16 protein-coding genes are annotated in these 19641 nt (G+C 59.3%); 9 read left to right on the top strand and 7 right to left on the bottom strand.

Translation table 11 applies throughout. The annotated features are described in order from the left end of the window. Nucleotides 1-31: 31 nt before the first annotated feature. Nucleotides 32-781 (bottom strand): flavodoxin family protein, encoded by a 750-nt coding sequence (locus ACESNB_RS09865; protein WP_373006770.1) that lies wholly within the window; start codon nucleotides 779-781, stop codon nucleotides 32-34. 318 nt (nucleotides 782-1099) lie between these two features. On the opposite strand from ACESNB_RS09865, the gene ACESNB_RS09860 reads away from it, so the two are divergent. From ACESNB_RS09860 to ACESNB_RS09835, 6 genes are all read left to right on the top strand, one after another. After that, entirely contained in the window at nucleotides 1100-1468 is a 369-nt protein-coding gene (locus ACESNB_RS09860) for a bulb-type lectin domain-containing protein (RefSeq protein WP_373006768.1), read from the top strand. A gap of 316 nt (nucleotides 1469-1784) precedes the next feature. Beyond that, nucleotides 1785-2258, top strand: coding sequence for a hypothetical protein (locus ACESNB_RS09855; RefSeq protein WP_373006766.1), 474 nt, complete (start codon nucleotides 1785-1787; stop codon nucleotides 2256-2258). A gap of 519 nt (nucleotides 2259-2777) precedes the next feature. After that, nucleotides 2778-5051, top strand: a complete 2274-nt coding sequence (locus tag ACESNB_RS09850) for a TonB-dependent receptor (RefSeq protein WP_373006764.1) — start codon at nucleotides 2778-2780, stop codon at nucleotides 5049-5051. Between the two features lie 101 nt (nucleotides 5052-5152). Then, nucleotides 5153-6928 carry a DUF3604 domain-containing protein gene (locus tag ACESNB_RS09845; RefSeq protein WP_373006762.1) on the top strand — a complete coding sequence of 592 codons (1776 nt, stop codon included), beginning with the start codon at nucleotides 5153-5155 and terminating at the stop codon, nucleotides 6926-6928. 275 nt (nucleotides 6929-7203) lie between these two features. After that, nucleotides 7204-7848, top strand: coding sequence for a GntR family transcriptional regulator (locus ACESNB_RS09840; RefSeq protein WP_373006760.1), 645 nt, complete (start codon nucleotides 7204-7206; stop codon nucleotides 7846-7848). Nucleotides 7849-7987: 139 nt separating this feature from the next. Further along, a complete protein-coding gene (locus ACESNB_RS09835; protein WP_373006758.1) occupies nucleotides 7988-8914 on the top strand; it encodes an SMP-30/gluconolactonase/LRE family protein in 927 nt (308 codons plus the stop codon). Between the two features lie 20 nt (nucleotides 8915-8934). Here ACESNB_RS09835 and ACESNB_RS09830 read toward each other — a convergent pair whose 3' ends face one another. From ACESNB_RS09830 to ACESNB_RS09810, 5 genes are all read right to left on the bottom strand, one after another. Beyond that, nucleotides 8935-10305, bottom strand: a complete 1371-nt coding sequence (locus ACESNB_RS09830) for a spinster family MFS transporter (protein ID WP_373006756.1) — start codon at nucleotides 10303-10305, stop codon at nucleotides 8935-8937. Between the two features lie 58 nt (nucleotides 10306-10363). Further along, nucleotides 10364-11911, bottom strand: a complete 1548-nt coding sequence (locus tag ACESNB_RS09825) for a class I adenylate-forming enzyme family protein (RefSeq protein ID WP_373006754.1) — start codon at nucleotides 11909-11911, stop codon at nucleotides 10364-10366. A gap of 28 nt (nucleotides 11912-11939) precedes the next feature. After that, nucleotides 11940-13523 (bottom strand): long-chain-fatty-acid--CoA ligase, encoded by a 1584-nt coding sequence (locus ACESNB_RS09820; protein WP_373006752.1) that lies wholly within the window; start codon nucleotides 13521-13523, stop codon nucleotides 11940-11942. Then, nucleotides 13520-14695, bottom strand: coding sequence for an alpha/beta hydrolase (locus ACESNB_RS09815; protein ID WP_373006750.1), 1176 nt, complete (start codon nucleotides 14693-14695; stop codon nucleotides 13520-13522). The genes ACESNB_RS09820 and ACESNB_RS09815 overlap by 4 nt, the downstream gene beginning before the upstream one ends. A 65-nt stretch (nucleotides 14696-14760) precedes the next feature. Next, nucleotides 14761-15465 carry an RraA family protein gene (locus ACESNB_RS09810; RefSeq protein WP_373006748.1) on the bottom strand — a complete coding sequence of 235 codons (705 nt, stop codon included), beginning with the start codon at nucleotides 15463-15465 and terminating at the stop codon, nucleotides 14761-14763. 132 nt (nucleotides 15466-15597) lie between these two features. On the opposite strand from ACESNB_RS09810, the gene ACESNB_RS09805 reads away from it, so the two are divergent. The 3 genes from ACESNB_RS09805 to ACESNB_RS09795 are packed head-to-tail and all read left to right on the top strand — an operon-like array spanning nucleotide 15598 to nucleotide 18846. Then, nucleotides 15598-16629, top strand: a complete 1032-nt coding sequence (locus tag ACESNB_RS09805) for a phosphotransferase family protein (protein WP_373006746.1) — start codon at nucleotides 15598-15600, stop codon at nucleotides 16627-16629. Next, a complete protein-coding gene (gene eno, locus ACESNB_RS09800) occupies nucleotides 16622-17911 on the top strand; it encodes a phosphopyruvate hydratase (protein WP_373006744.1) in 1290 nt (429 codons plus the stop codon). Before ACESNB_RS09805 ends, eno begins: the two co-directional genes overlap by 8 nt. Then, nucleotides 17908-18846, top strand: coding sequence for an NAD(P)-dependent oxidoreductase (locus ACESNB_RS09795; RefSeq protein WP_373006742.1), 939 nt, complete (start codon nucleotides 17908-17910; stop codon nucleotides 18844-18846). Before eno ends, ACESNB_RS09795 begins: the two co-directional genes overlap by 4 nt. 18 nt (nucleotides 18847-18864) lie before the next feature. Here ACESNB_RS09795 and ACESNB_RS09790 read toward each other — a convergent pair whose 3' ends face one another. After that, a complete protein-coding gene (locus ACESNB_RS09790) occupies nucleotides 18865-19437 on the bottom strand; it encodes a VOC family protein (protein WP_373006740.1) in 573 nt (190 codons plus the stop codon). Between the last annotated feature and the right edge of the window lie 204 nt (nucleotides 19438-19641).

Here is a 19641-nt window from a genome sequence, read left to right as displayed (position 1 = left end):
CGGATCGCCGGCGGACGATCCGTGAGTAAGTTCAGTCGGCTACCGGGTGTGGCAGTTCGAATCCGAACCGATCGCAGTCTTTCCAGGCGTTCCGGTCATTGCCATAGGAAGGTAGGCCTCCGGCGTCTTTCAGCAAGCGCGCTGCATGGATGAGGTTCCATGTCATTATCGTCGTGTTTCGCTGCGTGAAGTCACTGTCAAAGCCGGCAGGGCGTTCAGAGTCCTGGCGGTCCCCGAATGAAGGCCCCGGGCCGACTTTACCAATCCACCCGCAATCGGCCTGTGGAGGTATCGTGCATCCAAGGTGCTGCAGGGCATAGAGAATATTCGCCTCACAATGTTTCAAGCCGTCCTCATTGCCTGTAATCATGGCCCCGCCGACCTTACCGTAAAAGATACTCTGACCCTCGTCGTTCAGCTTGCCAGACATTCCGTAAAGGCGCTCGACCAACTTTCTGCAGAGCGAGCTTTCCTGCCTAAGCCATATAGGTGTTCCGACGACGATGATGTCAGCATCAGAAATCGCAGACCATATGCTAGGCCACTCATCCGTATCAAAACCATTTTGAGTCATGTCGGAGAAAATCCCTGGCGGAACGTCATGGTCGGCAAGGTGAATATGAGTGATCTTGGTCCCCGCTTTTCTCATGATATTTTCAGATGTGTCCATGAGCCTGCCCGTATGGGACATGCTGGGATCGGGCTTCAGGCTGGTATTTATGACTATGGTGGAAAGGTCTCGCGCCGCTGACGGCAGTTCGTCTCTGTCTACAACGTCCATTGATATTTCCTTCCAAAATAGCAGCTCCTTTTTTCAATGCGCCAAGGCTAAAAAGGTTCAACTCGCGTTGCCAAAGGAAAGGACAATAAAAGGGTTCAATCGCCTGTTTTAACTATTTATTCTCTTCGCGCCAAATTCTCCCTACGATTTTCCGCCTCAATTTTAGGTGAAAGGGTACGACAGGACGTTCAAAATGGGGTCCTCTGACAACGCTGGTCTGCCATCTTTCCAAAAAGTGGGGGGGCTGGTCATTAGAGTCGGTCATCGCAAATCCCGGTGGACTTCCCCCGGTTTGCTGAGGTCGAGACTGATACGAAGGTGTTCAAGAACGCTGTAACACGAAACACTGCGACGATCCCGTCCATCACGCGCGGTTCGAAGTTGGAGGTCAACGAGAAGTATTTCACGAAGGCCAAGAATTACTATGTGGTGCTGCAGGATGACGGGAATCTCGTTGTTTATGACAAGGGCGATGCGTTCATATGGGGTAGCCATAATGATGCCCAGGCACCTCTCAACGGCAAGAGTGCAGAACTTCAGATGTCCGGCAATTTTGTCCTTCTGGATGCGCGCGGCGCTGTCATCTGGCAGACCAGTGTCGAGAACCCGCAGGCCGTTCTTGCCATCGAGAACCGCCAGCTGAAGGTCGTTGACCAGTCCAACCAGACGCTCTGGCCGAAGCCCTAGACCGTTAACGGGCCAGCTCCTGCTGCATTGCGTCGCGCAATGCAGCAGGAGCTGGCTCAACGTCCGACAAATGATTGGGGTGCATCGAGGTCATGGGTCATGATGCCCCCTTTTCGTTTCAAGGGATGGTTGGCGGCGAACAGCGCGCGCAATCGGGATGAATATCCGCGTATTACAGAACGTTGAACATTACAATAAATTGTGGGTAATTTGCGCGTGTAATGATGATTGCGTGCCGTTCGCGCCTCGACAAAGGGGGTGGGTTGGGTTGAGCTGTGTGTCCTTCTAGTGTGCTTTTTATGATGGAGGGCCCGCGATGAATGTGGTCCGCACTGTGTTTACTGCGACGGCGTTTCTGGGCCTTGGGGCCTGTGCCAGTACGCCGCCTGATCTCAATGACAATCTGATTGTCCGCGGTGAGCGGGTGGGCGATGTCAAACTGGGCATGACCCTGTTCGAGCTGTTTGCGGCGAGGGGGACGCCCCGGACGACAACGCCGATCCCGAATACGCGTGCCACGACCTATTTCTATGACGGGCTGACAATTGCCGCCGACGACACGCTGTACTGGATCATCGCGACCGATCCGCGTTACCGCACCGAGATCGGCGTTGGCACGGGCGCCGAGCAGATCCTTGCGCGGGGCGCCTATGGCAAGCCCCGGTGCGTCGTGACGGGCGACGGCGTCACGGCCTATGATTATGACGATATCTATTTTGAAGTGGATAATGCTTCAGGCAAGGTCAAAGACGTCGGCATCCAGCGCAACACGCAGACCTGCGACGGTTGAACGCGTGGTATTCGGGGAGAGGCGCCGCTTCGCGCGGGGCACGCCACGACTTGTGCGGACGAGACCATGCGCGTGATCGTTTCGCGGGCCATGGTGAGGGGCTGAGCATCCCGGTCACTGGAAACACGTATTGGTTTCGGCGCGAAACGCGGCGGCGCCATTCTCGTTTGACGGGTGCAGTTGGCGGGGTCGTTCTACCCTTAGGTGCCTAAATAGAATACAATTTAGAGTATATTTGCGCAAAAGGGGCTTGTGTGACACAGTTTTGTATACAATAAGATATTTGCAAACGAATCTTATTGCGACGTAAGTTTTGAAGAGCAGCGCATGACAAGCGTCTTGAGGGAGCCCTACGAAACAGTTGGAAAGCAGATGCCCGAGGGGCGCCTCGGCTCTGAAATGCATTGTGGCAGTCCTGCACCGCGTCGCGCGAAGACACGCATTACCTGCAGCACTCAGGGGAGTGAGGCAGAGGGAGTAAAAACAGATCTCAAAACGAGACTAATTTGAGGAAACGAAATGCCAAATGGATCTTTAAAGTCTGCGCTTCTTGCGACATCGATGCTGGCCTGCCTGTCAGCGCCGGGGGTGGCGACCGCGCAGGGAAGTGATGCGGACACTGCGACCGACGCAGAAAATCGCCTCAGCACAGTGACGGTTACGGCGCAAAAGCGTGAGGAAAACCTACAGGATGTGCCGATTGTGATCACCGCATTCTCGGCGGCGACAGTCGAAAGTCCTGGCGCGGTCGATATTACTGGACTGAACGGCCTTAGCCCGAACGTCGTGCTGCAAACACAGGGCCTGATCCCAAATGTTCCGATGGTGGCCATTCGGGGCATCAGCCACAGCGACCCCGACCCCAACAGCGATCCTAAGGTCAGTACGATCATTGATGGCGTCTACCTGCCATTTACCTCTGGCACCATGCTCGACATGTTCGATGTGGAGCGCATTGAGCTAATCAAGGGTCCTCAGGGCACACTTTTCGGCAAGAACAATCTTGCCGGAACGCTCAACGTCATTACGTCGCGTCCGAAAGATGATTTCGGCGGCAAGGTGCGGCTTACCGCTGGCGAAAATGGATTGCTTCAAGGTCGTTTCAAACTGGACACCGGCCGCTTCGCCGATGGCAAGCTTGCTGCCAAAATTGCCGTCAATCTGCGCAAGTATGATGGATATTCAAAGAATATTATCACCGGATCCGATCTGAATTCAAGCGATGTCAAGGCCGTCCGCGGCGCGCTCACATTCGATCCAACTCCCGACATCAGCTCTACCTTGATCGTCGATGCGCTGAAGGAAGAGATCGTCGGACCAGCCGGGCATACTGTCGATGACGGGTCCGCGGCATATCTTCTAATCCCGCAGCGGGCGCGCAACGATATCCGTGTCTCGGCATACAATTTTGATCCGTTTACAAACACGGACACGACCGGCGTGTCGTGGGAAACGAACTGGAAGCAGGATTTTGGTACGTTTACGTCCGTTATCGGCTACCGCGAGATTTCCTATCTCAACCATGGTGATTTCGACGGTCTGATAACGCCTGAGCCGGGGCTCGATGTGACCCGGGATTTCAACAGCGACGCCTATAGTGGTGAATTCCGGTTCGCATCCGATACCGGAAGCGCATTCGATTATGTTGTTGGCGTTTACGCAAGCAAGGACAAGTTCACCCAGATCAATACCGTCTTGCCGTCTCCGCCGGTCGCAACGAGCGGCGTCATAACCCAGGAATCACGCAGTCTCGCCGCCTTTGCACAGGGCGACTGGCACTTTGCCGACAAATGGACGCTGACGCTCGGTGGACGCTATACTCAGGACGAGAAGGACTATTCGATTGACTCGAAAGTCTTCATCGGCGGAGTGCTCAACGTCCCGGCTTCCTTTGCGACAAGCCTGGATGCCAGCTGGAACAATTTTACGCCAAGGGCAGCGATGCAGTATACTCCGACTGACGATGTACGCCTCTATGGATCTGTCTCTACAGGATACAAGGGTGGCGGGTTCAATTCACGCGGCACCACAGTCGAAACTATCGGTCCCTATGATGAGGAAAATGTCACCGCCTACGAAATCGGCATGAAGAGTGATCTGCTGGATGGCAAGATGCGCCTGAATCTTGCGGCATTCTTCAACAACTACAAGGACCTTCAGGGCTCTGTTACCAAGCTGGGTGCCGTGCGCGCCGAGAGTTCGACAGACAATATTGCCGATATTGAGACATCCGGATTTGAGGTTGAGTGGCAATGGCTGCCGACCGACCGTCTCACCGTAGCGGCCAACTTCTCATACCTCGATGCCAAGTACACAAGGTTCTGCCAGGATGTGGATGGTACGTTCACTGCTGCCCAGACCGCACCCGGACAATGCAGCCCTGCCGTGGAAGTCGTGCTCAACGGCACACCGACCGGCACGTTTGAAGTGCCTGTGGACAGTACCGGCCTCGATCTCGCGAATGCGCCACCCTATAGCGGAAGCGTGATCCTAGACTACGTGGTTCCGGTCGCAGTGGGTGAAGTCAAGGCACATCTGGATTTCCGGTACACCGACAAGTACAATACATGGGGGCGTAGCAATGACCCGGCCTATTACCGTGGTTCAGTTATCCTCGTGAACGGTTCCATCGCCCTTGCAGGGGATGAAGATCGTTGGCAGTTGCAACTTTACGGTCGCAACCTCACCGACGCGGAAGTCATTTCGGGTGCCGCCCGTTCTGGCACAAGCCCAATAATCCAGTATTATCAATCGCCGCGTGAATTCGGTATGGAGCTGACCTACAGCTTCTGATCAAGCAACGCGTTTGAAAAATAGTGAGTGATAACATGAGACGTCTAACAGCAGGCAGGTGCATCCGGATGACATGGCGAAATCGCTCTGGCCTATTTCTGATGACCTGCCTGCTGGTCGCCTGCGCGCCGAAGGTCGCGACGGTTGCGGACGGATCCGTAATTGATGCAACCCCTGTGGCGGCTGCAGATGAATCGCCCTCCGACTGCGGGACGACCCCTCATGACGGGACGTCGCTCTACTGGGGCGATATACACGTTCACACAGCCTACTCGCTGGACGCGTATGGGTTTGGCACGATGGCGACACCGGCAGATGCCTACCGGTTTGCGCGGGGCGAACCCTTCACGCTTGGCGGGGAGACGATGACACTTTCGCGACCGCTCGATTTTGTTGCGGTAACGGATCATGCGGAATGGCTGGATATCATGTATATCTGTACAGATCCGATCAAGCTGCATGAACCCTATTGTGACCGGCTTCGGCAAAACAGTACGCAGGCGACAGGCAGCAAGGTCTTCGGTGACTACGTGATACCGACAATCACCCAGGTGAAACCGCAAGTGACGCCGGTCTGCGAGGATGATCCGGACCTATGCATGGCTTCGCTGAATGATGCATGGACGCGCGTGCAACAGCAGGCAAATGAAGCAAACGACCCGTGTAATTTCACCGCGCTGATCGGCTTTGAGTGGAGCGCAACGCCGAGCTATTCTCACACGCACCGGAACGTCATCTTCCGCAGCGAGTCGGTCGTGCCGTTTCCGATCGACTATATTCGTTACCCGGAGGTGGGAAAGTTGTGGTCTATGCTGGATGAGAACTGCAAGGCCGAGGATGGCTGCGATGTGATCACGGTTCCCCACAATACCAATATGGGCGACGGGATGAGCTTCGATGTGGAGTCCGAATCCGAGCGCGATCTCGGCTTCCGCACCCGATTCGAGCGACTGGTGGAAGTGACCCAGCAGAAGGGCAGCAGCGAATGTCTGGCGCCGTTCGACGAGCGCCTCACTTCGGACGATTGCAATTTCGAGCTATTTACGACACAGCACTCGCGCGCAGTGCCGGCGGCTGATTTCACCGAAGCGGAGTGGGAGCAAACGCGACAAACCTATGCGCGCAGCCTGTTGTTCCGTGGGCTGCAGGCGTTTGACGTTTCCGGCGACAAAAAGCGGAACCCGCTTCAACTTGGTTTCGTCGGCTCAACCGATGCGCATACGGGTGTTCCTGGATTTGTCGATGAGGAGATGTGGCAGGGTTCGGTGTTCAGCATGGGCGACTTTGATCGCGCGATGACCCGGAGCCAGTTCAATCCGGGCGGCATCGTTGGCATTTGGGCGCGTGAAAACACCCGCTCGGCGATTTTTGACGCCATGAAACGGCGCGAAGTCTATGGCACCAGCGGCCCGCGGATCGCCGTGCGGTTTGACTCGAACCCGAATGGAAGCCCGCTCGCGTGCGATGCTGCGGACGTTCCATCTTCGGCCGAGGTTGTCATGGGCGGGCAATTCGTCAAGGCAAAGGGCGCTCCCGCCTTTCGCGTGATGGCCCTGCCGGACCAGATTCCGCTCGACAAGATCGAGATCATCAAAGGCGAATGGAAAGACGGGAAAATCCATGAAAGCCGGTCTCAGATATGGACCGGAACGAGCGGCAAGGGGCAGACCTGCGTCGTGTGGAGCGACCCTGATTTTGACGAGACCGCGCCGGCATTCTGGTACCCGCGCATCCTGCAGGAAGAAACGCCGCGGTGGACCGAGTTCATGTGCAAGCGCAAAGGGCAATGCGACGCGCACCCCGAGGCGATCCAGAAGGTTCAGGAGCGTGCGTGGGGCTCTGCCATATGGTATTTGCCGGACCACGCCAGAGAATAGGGGACGCCGACCCCGAAAGCGGAACTTTCGTCTGACATGCGAGGCGATTCGCAGCCGGTGACATAGGCGGGGAGGTGCAGGGATGCGCCCTGAATGGCGAGGATTTGGTGCATTCCGGGGCGTGCGCGCTCACGGATCATCAGCGAGGTGTCGCAAACGAATGATAACCGCTATCATTATGGCTATGCCTTCGCAGGAAGTGGCATATATCGTGCCGATGGGTGATTTCAGTCCCAAACGCGATCCCGGTCGGGGAAATATCTTGGAGATATACAATGAGCGCCGCAGCAGACCATGCCTACAAGATCATTCGGGGCAAGATCTTCGAAGGTGAACTGAAGGCGGGCGAGCGTCTGAAGGAAGCGGAATTGTCCACGGTCTGCGAGGTCAGCAGGACGCCCGTTCGCGAGGCCTTGCGCAAGCTTGAGGCTGACGGCCTCGTTTACATTGCCGCCAATTCCGGCGCTGTCGTGGCGGAATGGAACGAAAGCGATATCCAGGACATCTATGCCGTGCGCGTAAGGCTGGAGGTTCTCGCGGCGACCCTTGCTGCAGAGCGACGGTCGGACGAGGATCTTGTCCAGATGCAGGCCTGTGCCGAGGCCATGAAGCGCGTATCGGAAGCGGAAAATGCGCACACAAATGATTCCGAGATTGCCAGCCTCAACAGCCAGTTTCACCATCTGATCATCACTGCGGCCAGAAGCCGTGCTTTGGCTGCGGCTGCGGCGCAGGTCATTGAAGCGCCTCTCATGCTGCGCACGTTTCGCCGGTATGCGCCGGAACGGTTGATGCGCAGCGTGTCCGACCACTTAGAACTGGTCGCGGCTATCCGGGCGAAGGATAGCGCATTGGCCGGCAGCCTCATGGGGGGGCATATCCTGTCCGGCTTGCGCACGCTGGTATCACCGCTGGAATAGGGCTCCGGGCGAACCGCGCAACGAATTGTATATTTGTCCTGCGTAATCGGCCGAAATAATTGCCATCAACCTCCAATTTGTATACAAAAAAGCCGAGACGCCACTTGAATGGCGCCGGCTGAAAATTGGAGGAATTGGTGTGAGTGCATCCCCGGAACTGACAGTCGTAGCCGATGGTCTGCGCTTTCCCGAAGGGCCGGTTGCGCTGTATGACGGGTCCGTCCTCGTTGTCGAGATCGAGCGGCAGACATTGTCTAAGGTCTGGCCGGATGGCCGGATCGAGATCGTCGCGACGCTGGGGGGCGGCCCGAATGGGGTTGCCATCGGTCCGGACGGGGCTGCCTATGTGTGCAACAATGGTGGATTCGAGTGGCACGAAATCGGTGGCGCGCTCATCCCCTCACACAAGCCTCATGACTATTGCGGCGGGTCTATACAGAGAGTAGACCTTCAAAGCGGTGAGGTTACCCTTCTGTATACTGAATGTGGCGGGAAACTATTGCTCGGCCCGAATGACCTCGTGTTCGATGCGCATGGCGGTTTCTACTTTTCCGATCATGGAAAGTCGACCGATGATTATCGCGAAAACGGCGCACTCTATTATGCGACGTCTGATGGATCGACGATCAGCCGGCTGAAGGATGGACTGCTCGGCCCCAATGGCGTGGGGATATCACCGGACGGAAAGCGGCTCTATGTGGCGGAGACGCCGACCAGCCGGGTGTGGGCCTTTGACATTATTTCCCCCGGTGTGTTCGGCGACGCGCCGACACCCTTCCAGCCGGGGCACCTTGTCTGCACCTTGCCGCAATACCGCCTGCTCGACAGCCTGAAAGTCGAAGCTGGTGGCCGGATCTGCGTTGGCACGCTGATAGATGGCGGCATCACGGTTTTTGACACGGAGGGCGGGCATGAGTTTGTTGCCTTTCCCGGCGAAGTGGGGGTCACAAATCTCTGCTTTGGCGGCGATGACATGCGCGACTGCTGGGCGACGGCGTCGCCGTCAGGCCGGTTGTACAAGTTCCGCTGGCCCCGCGCCGGCCTGCCGCTGGAATTCAACGCGTGACGTGCGGGCGGTGGCGCCCGTTATGTTGTCCATTCCTGCGCTGAACGCACGGCTTCGCGCACCTTTCCAAGTCCGCTGAGCAGAATGACCGCAGCCAGCGGGATGAGCGTGGCCGAGGTGAGCGCGAGAGACTTGTTCAGCGCGGCGTCATCCTTGAATACATAGTCGGTCATCGCTGCGACCACTGTGGGGCCAAAGCCGAGGCCGACCAGGTTTGCGATGAGGAAGTAGAGCGCAACCGCCTGACCCCGCATTTCGTTTGGCACCATGAGCTGGATGACGCCGCCTGCGATGCCGCCCTGAAAGGCCGAGAAGAAGATTGCGCCCGAGAGGCAGATGATGCCGAGTGTCACCGAGTTGGCGAAGCCGAGCATGGCCGCAAATGGCAACATGCACAGCATGGAGAGAATGATCACACGGCTATAGGCATCGAAGGTCGACCGGGAGAACCAGCGGTCTGCCAGCAGGCCGCCGCACATGAGGCCGCTCGTGCCCATAACGATCATGACGATGCCGAACGTGAGACCGGCGTCCGCGCGGGCAAAGCCAAAGGTGCGGATGAGGTATTCAGGGCCCCAGATGTTCAGGCTGAATACGGCCATGATATAGATCGACACGCCGAGAATATGGCTAAGAAAGGCGCCCTTGCGGGCGACGAGGAAGGCGACAACCTCGCGCACGGGAATGGCGGGGGGCGTCGCAGTGGCGAGCGTGCCGGGAGCCTGTATCCGGCCACGACGGGCCGGTTCGCGAACGGTCATCATCAACAGCGCGATCAGGATGCCGGGAAAGCCGACGGCAAAGAAAGTGATCTGCCAGCCTTCCGTATGACCGAGCAGCGGAATGTCGATGGTGCCGAGGCTGAGCGCATAGTGAACGATCTTGCCGCCGATGATGTAGGCGAGGCCAGACCCGACGGTGACCCCGATCGTATAGACGCTGAGCGCGCGGGCGAGAGACTTCTTCGGGAAGTAGTCGGTGATCATGGAGTAGGCTGCAGGGCCGAGCGCCGCCTCACCCACGCCAACACCGACCCGCGCGGCAAACAGCGACCAGAAGCCCTGTGCAAAGCCGCAGAGCGTGGTCATCACGCTCCAGAACGATATGCCGATGGCAATCAGCACGCGCCGGCTGCGGCGATCGGCAATACGCGCGAGTGGCAGGCCCATCACGGCGTAGAAGATGGCAAAGGCGAGGCCCGCGAGCAGGCTGAACTGTGTATCCGAAATATTGAAGGACGTGCGGATGGGGCCTACCAACAGGCCCATTATCATCCTGTCTATAAACGAGAACATCTGTGCCATCATCAGCACCATGACGACATACCAAGCATAGAGCCCGTTTCCGGGCGGTGCGGCGACAGGTAACTCTGCGGCGGTTTCGGTGGTCAATGTCTGGTCTCCTGGGTGGGCGGACTGAGGGGTCGTAAATTTGCCGCCTCTGGCTGGTTCAGATGTAGGTCATACGAAGTTCGCGCTTCAGCACCTTGCCGTTGGGGTTGCGTGGCATGTCGGCCTGCAACACGACGCGCTTTATGCGCTGGCGTTTGCCGAGGCGGGCATTTGCCCAGGTGAGGATCTCCTCGGCGGTGTCCGCCGTGGCGCCGGACCTCGGCACGACAATGGCGATAGGCGTTTCACCCCATGTTTCATCGGGCACGCCGATCACGGCGATTTCGGACACCATCGGATGATCGATCAACACGGCCTCGATATCGATCGGGTAGATGTTCTGGCCGCCGGAGATGATCATGTCCTTCTTGCGGTCGGTAATGTAGAGGAAGCCCTCTGCGTCGGTGCGGCCGATATCGCCTGTGCGCAGCCACTTCACACCGCGACTGTCGATATATTCGGCTTCCATTGTCGCTTCGGGCCGGTTGTGATAGCCGGTCATCCAGTGTACGGAACGGACGCAGATTTCGCCCGTACCGCCAAAGCCGACCTCATTGTCATCGACATCGACCAGGATCAGGTCGTTACCTCGTACGGGCTTTCCGACGGAGGTGAGCCGGCCATCGGCGTCACCCGGCTGGAGCGTTGTCATGAAGCCTTCGGTGAGGCCGTAGAGCTCGATGACGACACAGCCGAAATTTTCCGCGATGCGCTTCTTGAGGCTTTCATAGAGGGGGGCGCCGCCGGAGATTACAGCCTGGAGGGACGCTACGGATTCCGGACGAAAGTCCTCATGGTCGAGTACGCGCTGGAACATGATCGGCGCCATGAATGTGTGTGTCACGCCATATTCCTCGACTGTCCCGACCCAGAGGCCGGGGTCGAACTTGTCGCGGATCACGCAGGTTCCGCCGACGAGGAGCGAGCAGAAGAGCGAGCCCCAGGCGATGCTGGAATAGAGGCCAATGGCGCATATCGACACGGCATCGAAATGATAGCGGTGGGCGAGGGAGAGTTCGTACATCGACTGTATGCGCCGGCGGTAGAGATGCGTGATTCCCTTGGGCAGGCCCGTCGTGCCGGAGCTGTAGATAATGTTGCAGGGATCATCGTCGCCGATCTCGATGCCGGGTTCGGCGTCGCTGCATGCGTCGCGCCAGGCCTCGTAATCGTCGGTGCCGGGCAGGGGATCGTCTGCGCCGAACACGAAGTGCCGGGTTCCATCGGGCAAGTCGCCATGGCGGCCGGTCAGGCGGGCGAACTGGTCCGGTGAATAGAATACAGCCCTGGCATCGGAATCGCGGAGCATGCCGACAAGTCCGTCGTCCTGCACTGCGACGTTCAGGGGCACGATCACCGCGCCAGCTTTCAGCACGCCATACATGATCTCCACGTATTCGGCGCAGTTTGACATCAGCACGGCGACGCAATTGCCACGCCCGATGCCCAGTACGTGCAGCCCGTTTGCGACCTGGCTGGAGCGCTCGTCAAGCGTTTTCCAGGTGACGGTCTTCGTATCGTCAATGAGAGCGGCCTTGTCCGGCAGCCATTTGCCGTGAAGCCGGACAAGGTCGTGGAAGAGGGGGGCCTTGATGTCGAAGGTCATTCCGGTGCAGTCCTCGTGGATTGGCGTTTCATGAGCCTGCTTGCTCGGCGCGCATGACGCGCTTCAGGACCTTGCCGGTTGCATTGCGCGGGAAGGCATCGACGAACTGGTAGCGCCGCGGAATCTTGTAGCCAGCGAGCTTGTCGCGCAGGAAAGTTTCTAGCTCTGCGGGGGGCACTGATGCGCCGGGCTTCAGGATTACGCAGGCAAGAAGGCTCTCGCCCCATTTCGGATCCGGCACGCCGATCACGGCGACATCATCGACGACGGGATGCTTGATGAGCTCGTTCTCGATCTCGACAGGATAGATGTTCTCGCCGCCGCTGATCACCATGTCCTTGATACGGTCAACGACATAGAGAAAGCCGTCCTTGTCCAGGTAGCCGGCGTCGCCGCTATGGTACCACCCGTCGCGGATGACTTCAGCGGTTGCTTCGGGGTGGCCCCAGTAGCCGGTCATGATGCGGTCAGACAGGCAGAGAATTTCGCCGATCTCGCCGGCGGGCAGGTCCGCGCCTTCAGTATCGACAATCCGGACCTTGTTGTTGCCAAAGGCCCGGCCTGCGGAATGAAGTTTCTGGCCTGCGTCATATGTGCAGTCGGCAGGGCCGAGATAGGTCAGGCCGCCGCAGCATTCGGTCATGCCGTAGGACAGCGCGAACCCGCAGCCGAGCGCCTGCTGGGCGTTCTTCAGCAGCTCGACGGCGATGCCGGAGCCGGCGATCAGCAATGTGTCGAGGCGGGACAGATCAAGATCGCCGATTTCGGGCAGTTTCGTGATCTCGTGAATGACGGCAGCGGGCAGAGGAACGACGGCAATGCCGTTGTCGGCGATGATGTGGATGATTTCGCGCGGCGTGCCTTCGCGCAGGATTTCGGCGCGGGCGCCGGCATAGAGACCGGCTATGCAGAGGTTGGCGGCCGCTATGTGGAACAGCGGCATGGTGCCGAGCACAGCCGAGTCAGGCTTGAACATGGCCGGCCAGACCGACAATCCTTCCACTGCCGAATAGATCATGCATTCCTGCGAGAGTTCGACCCCCTTGGGGTGGCCGGTCGTTCCACTCGTGTACATCTGCACGGCAGTGTCGGCAGGTGAGACGTCAATGCCGGGAGGCGTATCGGCATGGCCAGCGAGCCAGTTTTTCAGGCTCGTCTCGCCGTCACCGTCGATGACGACGATCTTCTTGAGGTGTTTGAGGCTGTCGCGCGCCGCCTCGACATTCTGGACGAATTCCTTGCCGACGAAGATGAGCGCGGTCTTGCTGTCATTGACGATGTAGGCGATCTCCTTGGGTGTGAGCCGGAAGTTGATCGTTGCCAGCGTGAGGTTGGCCCGTGAAGCGCCGAACAGGATGGGGAAGAAGGATTCGCTGTTCCGATCGAGGAAGGCAATGCGTGTCTGTGGCGCGAAGCCTTCGGCAACCAGCGCGTTGGCGAGCTGGTTGCTGGCCTTGTCCAGCTGCGCGAACGTCTGCGTGATATCGCCGTATTTTACCGCAACACGGTCTGGATGTGCCCGGGCGTGGAAGCCGGGAATATCGCCCAGCGTGCGGATATCCGGGTGGACGATCTCCCGCAGGCGGTCAGCTTCTGTCGATTGGCCGGTCATGCGTCCAGAAGGCCTTCGCTGGCGAGCCAGTCGGCGCAGGTCTGGGCGGCTTCGGCTGCCTTGTCCTTCTGACCGAAATAGTAATGGTTTGCGCCTTTGATCCATTTCAGCTGCTTGCGATCATGCGGCACCGCTTCGTAGAGCCGCTTGGTGTGTTCGGGCGTGATGCCGTCATCGGCCGAATTGCCCACGACCAGGGTTGGCACGCTGGTGCGTGCGGCGAATTTCACGCCATCGGCGCGGGCATCGTCATAGCTCCATTGTGACAGCCAGCTGCGCAGCGAGCAGAAGCGGGCGAGCCCGACGGGACTGTCATTTACGACTTCAGGGTCGCCAAGGAAGCACCAGTTCGGCTGGCGGTCGTTGGGATCGATGGTCGGGTCCAGCCATTTCGGCTCGGCCATGGTGCGGTGGACGACAAAGCCGAACTCGCGGTTCGCCTCGCCATTTGCCTTGTAGGTTGCCAGTTTCTCTTTCACCCAGCCCGTGATGCGCCGGTTACGCGCGACCTGCGCCGCGCGGTAGCGCTCGAGGAATTCCTTGCTGTAGGGCGGCTGGTTCGGATTGTCCTTGTTGTAGATATCGAGTTCCAGATCGCGGTTCTCCGGATCGTTCTCGTCGGTGACAGACGGGTCGAGCCATTCCGTGAAGGTGATATGGCGGGCATGGTGCGCCGCGACGAGCATGATGCCGTCGGCAGAGATGAAGTTCTTGGCTGTCAGGTCATACGGGTCGCCGGCCGGCGTCGTCGTGACGGTCGGATCTTCCGCTTCGGCCTGGTAGTAAAGCGACATCGAGCCGCCGCCACTCCAGCCGCCAAGAATGATTTTCTTGTATCCGAGGCGCTCCTTCGCATCGCGCACGACGGCGCCGAGGTCGGCAATGACCTTTTCCATGATGAGGGCCGTATCGATGCCGCGATAGCGGGTATCGCAATAGATGACGTGGACACCGGCTTTGGCGAGGGCCGCCATCATGGGCAGGTAGAACCCGCCGCCGATCGGGTGGGACCAGATGACGACCGTATCGGAGGGGTGATCCTTGGGCGCCAGCAAATGACAGGTCAGCGAAACCATGCCGATTTCGCCGGCATAGGTGTCCTTGAACGGGGACTTGTCTTCGTAGACGACGATATAGGGCGAACGATCATACGCGTACTTGCTCTGTGCCATAGTAGTGTTCCTTCGTGACTTCGGATGATTGTGGCCGGCTGGCCGGCATGACTGGTTTCGATGACTTACTCGTTTGGCGCCGAGGCAAGATCCGTCAGCGGAACAACATAGGTCAGCCTCGGATTGTTCTTCGTCGCTGTCTCGCGGCTTTCGCCATTCCTGATCGCCTTGCCGATCGCGTCTTCGGACTGGATGTGCCGCTCGGCATATCCGATGATGCTTTCCGCATGGGCCTTTGGCAGCACGACGATGCCGTCGCTGTCGGTCAGTACGAGGTCTCCGGGATGGACCTGGACCGGCTGCCAGACGCCGGGCAGGGTGATCGCCTCACCGACGCTCGTGTACTTCCAGCGACCGTGGGCACTGATCGGCGTGTCGTAGCGCCGGTATACCGGCGCGCTGCACGCGCTGAGTTCCTGCGCATCCCGGATGCCGCCATCAATGATGAAGCCGGCCGCACCGAGGCCCATCATGCTGGTAACCATGTTGCCGCCGACGATCGCGCCGGTCTCGCACCCGTTCGTGTCGATCAGGACGATGCAGCCGCTGGTGACGGCGTTGTCCAGCCTGAAGCTCGCGATTCCTGGACCATCGGGATCGTTCGATCCGCGCGCGCAGACCGCGTGTCCGGCGCAGCGGGCCGTCGCCGTGTTGGTTGGGCGCAGGGCTGGAGACAAAACCTGTCCATGCAGTCCCATGGCCGTCATCACGTCGGCAATGGTCGCCGAATCGAGGGCACGCAGCCGATCTATGAGCAATCCTGAATTCACGCGTTTGCCCGAGCCTCCCTTATTTGCTCATGTTCTGGTATTTCTTAGAATTGTATACTATCTGCGCTGAGCTTGTCATCCCATAGATTCTCGGTCTGTGTGTTGGGCATGCGATTTGGGGAAGAAAAATCGATGCCGGATTTGCCAAAAGCGTTCCTCGACGCGCTCAAGGGCCTTGGTCTTGTGCCTGATGGCGCGGCCGTGGTCGGCGCACCGCTGGAGGGCGGTGTTTCATCCGATATCTGGCATGTCACGATAGGGCAGCGGGATGTCTGCGTGAGGCGGGCACTGGCCCGGCTGAAGGTGGCGAAAGACTGGCGCGTTCCCGAAACACGCCATGCGAGCGAGGCCCGCTGGCTGGCGGAAGTGGCGCGGATTGCGCCCGGCCATGTGCCCGCGATCCTTGGCCATGACGAGACAGCCGGCATCATCGTCATGGAATTCCTGAAGCCCGGCGATTTTCCCGTCTGGAAGTCCCTGCTGCGGCGCTGCGAGGTTAGCCCCGAAACAATCAGTCAGGTTGCCGGTGTGCTGGTCCGGATCCACGCGAACACGGCCAGACGGCCTGAGCTTGAGTCGATGTACGACAATGACCTGTTTCACGAATTGCGGCTCGCACCCTATTTCCTGGCGCTGATAGATGCGCATCCTGATATGGAAGCTGTGCTCAGGGAGATCGTCGCCAGCGTTGGCCGCAACCGCAAGGCAATGACCCATGGCGACTTCAGCCCCAAGAATATCCTGATCGGGCCGGATGGCCCGGTGGTCCTTGATGCGGAGTGCGCTGGCTGGAGCGACCCGGCATTTGACCTTGCCTTCTGCCTCAATCACCTGCTGTTGAAAGCCGTTTGGACGTCGTCCGCGGCGCCGGCCCTGCATGAGGGGTTCACGGGGTTCGTGCGGTCCTATCTTTCGGGTGTCGACTGGGAGGCGCCATCAGCCCTCGAGATCCGAGCAGCGCGGCTCCTTTCTGCCATGCTGCTCGCCCGGATCGATGGCAAGTCGCCCGTGGAATACATCACGACCGATGCCGACCGGGACCTTGTCCGCAGCTTTGCCAGGCGCCTGCTGGCGCAGCCTGAAGACCATCTCGACACGGTCGCAGCCCTCTGGTTCGACCATCTCAAAAAACATCAATCCGGGAGTGCCCACGGAAATGCCTGATCCAGTAATTAAACGCGTTATCGGCCGCAGCGTCTGGGACAGCCGCGGCCGCCCGACAGTCGAGGCCGAGATCTGGCTTAAGGACGGCTCCATGGGCCGCGCCATCGCGCCGGCCGGTGCATCGAAGGGCGCAGGCGAGGCGCTGGACCTGCGCGACGGCGGCGCCCGGTTCGGCGGGCATGGCGTCGATACGGCAGTGGCGAACGTGAATGGCGCCATCGCGTCGGCCCTCATCGGGCGAGACGTGACGGACCAGAAGGGTGCCGACGCGGTGCTCATCGGACTCGATGGCCGCGCCGACCGCAGCCATCTGGGAGCCAATGCGATGATTGCGACATCGATGGCGGTTGCCCACGCGGCTGCGGCCAGCGCGGGCCAGCCGCTATGGGAACACCTGCATGCGGGCGGTGACGTCGTGCTGCCGGTGCCAGAGATACAGATACTGGGCGGCGGTGCGCATGCCGATGGCCAGCTGGACCTTCAGGATTTCATGGTCGTGCCCTATGGCGCAGGGAGTTTCCGTGAGGCCATGGAATGGACGGCGGAGATCTACCGCGCCGCTGGCAGCCAGCTTGCCGCGCAGGGCAAAATACAGGGCGTTGCTGACGAAGGGGGCTACTGGCCCGTCTTTGACAGCAATGAGGAGGCGATCGAAACCCTGCTGCGCTCGATCGAGAATGCAGGCCTGTCGCCGCTGACACAGGTCGGCGTTTCGCTCGATATTGCGGCCAGCAATTTCTTCAATGAAAATGGTTACATGCTGAAGCGTGAGGGCCGTCGTTACAGCCCGGCCGAATGGTATGACAAGCTGTCTGAGTGGATGCGGGCCTTTCCCATCCTGATGATCGAGGATCCGTTCGAGGAGCATGACCTCGACTCCCATGCGGCCTTTACGGCTGCCTTCAGCGACCGCGCCCAGATCGTCGGGGATGACCTGCTCGTGACGCAAATCGGGAATATTGAAGCGGCTGCTGGAAAGCAGGCCTGCACGGCCCTGCTGTGCAAGCCCAACCAGGTCGGGACGCTTACCGAAGCGTGGGCCGCACACGAGGCAGCCAAGGTGCTCGGGTGGGGCACGATCGTCTCGGCCCGGTCCGGCGAGACCGAAGACGTCACCATCGCCCACCTCGCGCTGGGCTGGGGAATCAGCCAGATAAAGGTTGGCTCCTTCACACGGTCTGAACGCATGGCGAAGTGGAACGAATTGCTGCGTCTTGAAGACCACCTAGGCGCGGGCGCGCGCTATGCCGGGCGGACGCCATTCCTTGGAGCGGGGCGGTGAAGGTCGTCTACCATTTTGATGCAGGGCCCCGGCTGAAGCGTCAGATGGCTGGCCTGTCTTCGCAGGGCATCGACGTTGTCTGCTGCACGGAGGGGGCGGACGAACCGTTCCTGACAGAAGTCAAAACTGCCGATGCGATCTGGCATTCCCTGAAGCCGATTACGGCGGACACGATCAGCCGCGCGCCGAACCTGAAGCTGATCCAGAAGATTGGCGTTGGCGTGAACACAATCGATCTTAATGCCGCCCGGGCCGGCGGGATTGCAGTCTGCAACATGCCGGGAACGAACAGCCGGGCGGTCTCGGAAATGACGCTGCTGCTCATGCTGGCGGCGGGGCGGCTTCTGCCCCGTATCGACAGGCTCTGCCGCGATGGCACATGGGCGCCGGATGAAGCGACGGGGGAGTCTTTCTCGGAAATTGCGGGCAAGACCGTGGGGCTGGTCGGCTTTGGCAGCGTGCCACAGATGCTTGCGCCGATTCTGGAGGCAATGGGCGTCACGGTCATCTTTACCGCGCGATCCAGCCATGCGTCATCCTATCGCCAATGCTCGCTGGAGGAACTTGTGGGGCAAGCCGATATTGTCTCGCTGCATATTCCCCTGATGCCGGAGACGACCCGGCTTTTCGACGACAAGATGATCCGGTCGATGAAGCCGGGCGCTATTCTGGTCAACACGGCGCGAGGTGGACTGGTCGACGAGGCCGCCCTTGTTGCTGCGCTCAAGGACGGCCACATCCGTTCGGCAGGCCTCGACGTGTTTGCAGACGAGCCTGTCAGTTCTGACAATCCGCTGATGGCGCTGGATCAGGTCGCGCTTGCGCCGCATCTGGCCTGGCTGACGAACGAGACACTGGAGCGCAGCATGAAGATCGCAGTGGCGAACACGCTGGGGATCCGCGATGGAGGAACACTCATCCATCGCGTCGCCTGATCATTCGGGGGAGGGCCGTCAGGCGGCGAGGAATTCCTTCACCTGGCGGCTGTCAAGCGAGTCCGCACCGAAGCGGCTTTCCTTAAGGGCCCGGGTTTCTTCGGTCCACTTTTGCATCTGGTCGTCCACCTCAATGGTCTCTTTGGTCATGATGGCGGTGTAGTCTTCGGTCTTGCAGGTGATTTCGCACTGCAGGCCGTTGGGATCGTAGAAATAGATCGACTTCACAAAGTGGTGGTCGACTGGGCCAGCGCAGGTGATGTTGGCCTCGCGGATCTTCTTTTTCCAGGCGGCGAGGTCTTCCATGCTGTCGATTTCGAACGCGACATGGACATCGAACCCGTGACGCTGATCGAAGTGCTCAGGCATTGCCGTAGACGGGTCATCGAAAAAGGCGATGAAGTTGCCATCACCGAGTTCGAAAAAGAGGTGCATGTATCGCCGTGGGATGTCCGTGCCCGAAATGCCGTCAAAGGCGAACGCAGCCTTGCACGGCAGGCCCAGCACGTCCTCATAGAACCAGCGGGTCTGCGCCGCATCTTTGCACCGGTAAGCCGCGTGTTGGATGTTTCCGATTTTTGCAAGGGCCATGGAGGGTCTCTTCATCTGGTTAGGGGTTGGAATTCGACATATTCAAACTATCAAAAATCGTGGCCTGGCGCAAGAATGTATACAATTGCAGGTGACGGACGTCGCGTCGCGCTCATGTTCTGTGGCCGGGGGGCGGTCGCTGCCGGAGCAATGGAGGGCTGAAATGCGGTTTCACACGCGTGCCCTTATCCATGCCGCCATCAT

The sequence above is a fragment of the Hyphomonas sp. genome, from assembly GCF_041689225.1.
Classification (GTDB): domain Bacteria; phylum Pseudomonadota; class Alphaproteobacteria; order Caulobacterales; family Hyphomonadaceae; genus Hyphomonas.
Note: the sequence above shows the minus strand (reverse complement) of the source record. Positions and strands in the feature narration are given on the sequence as shown.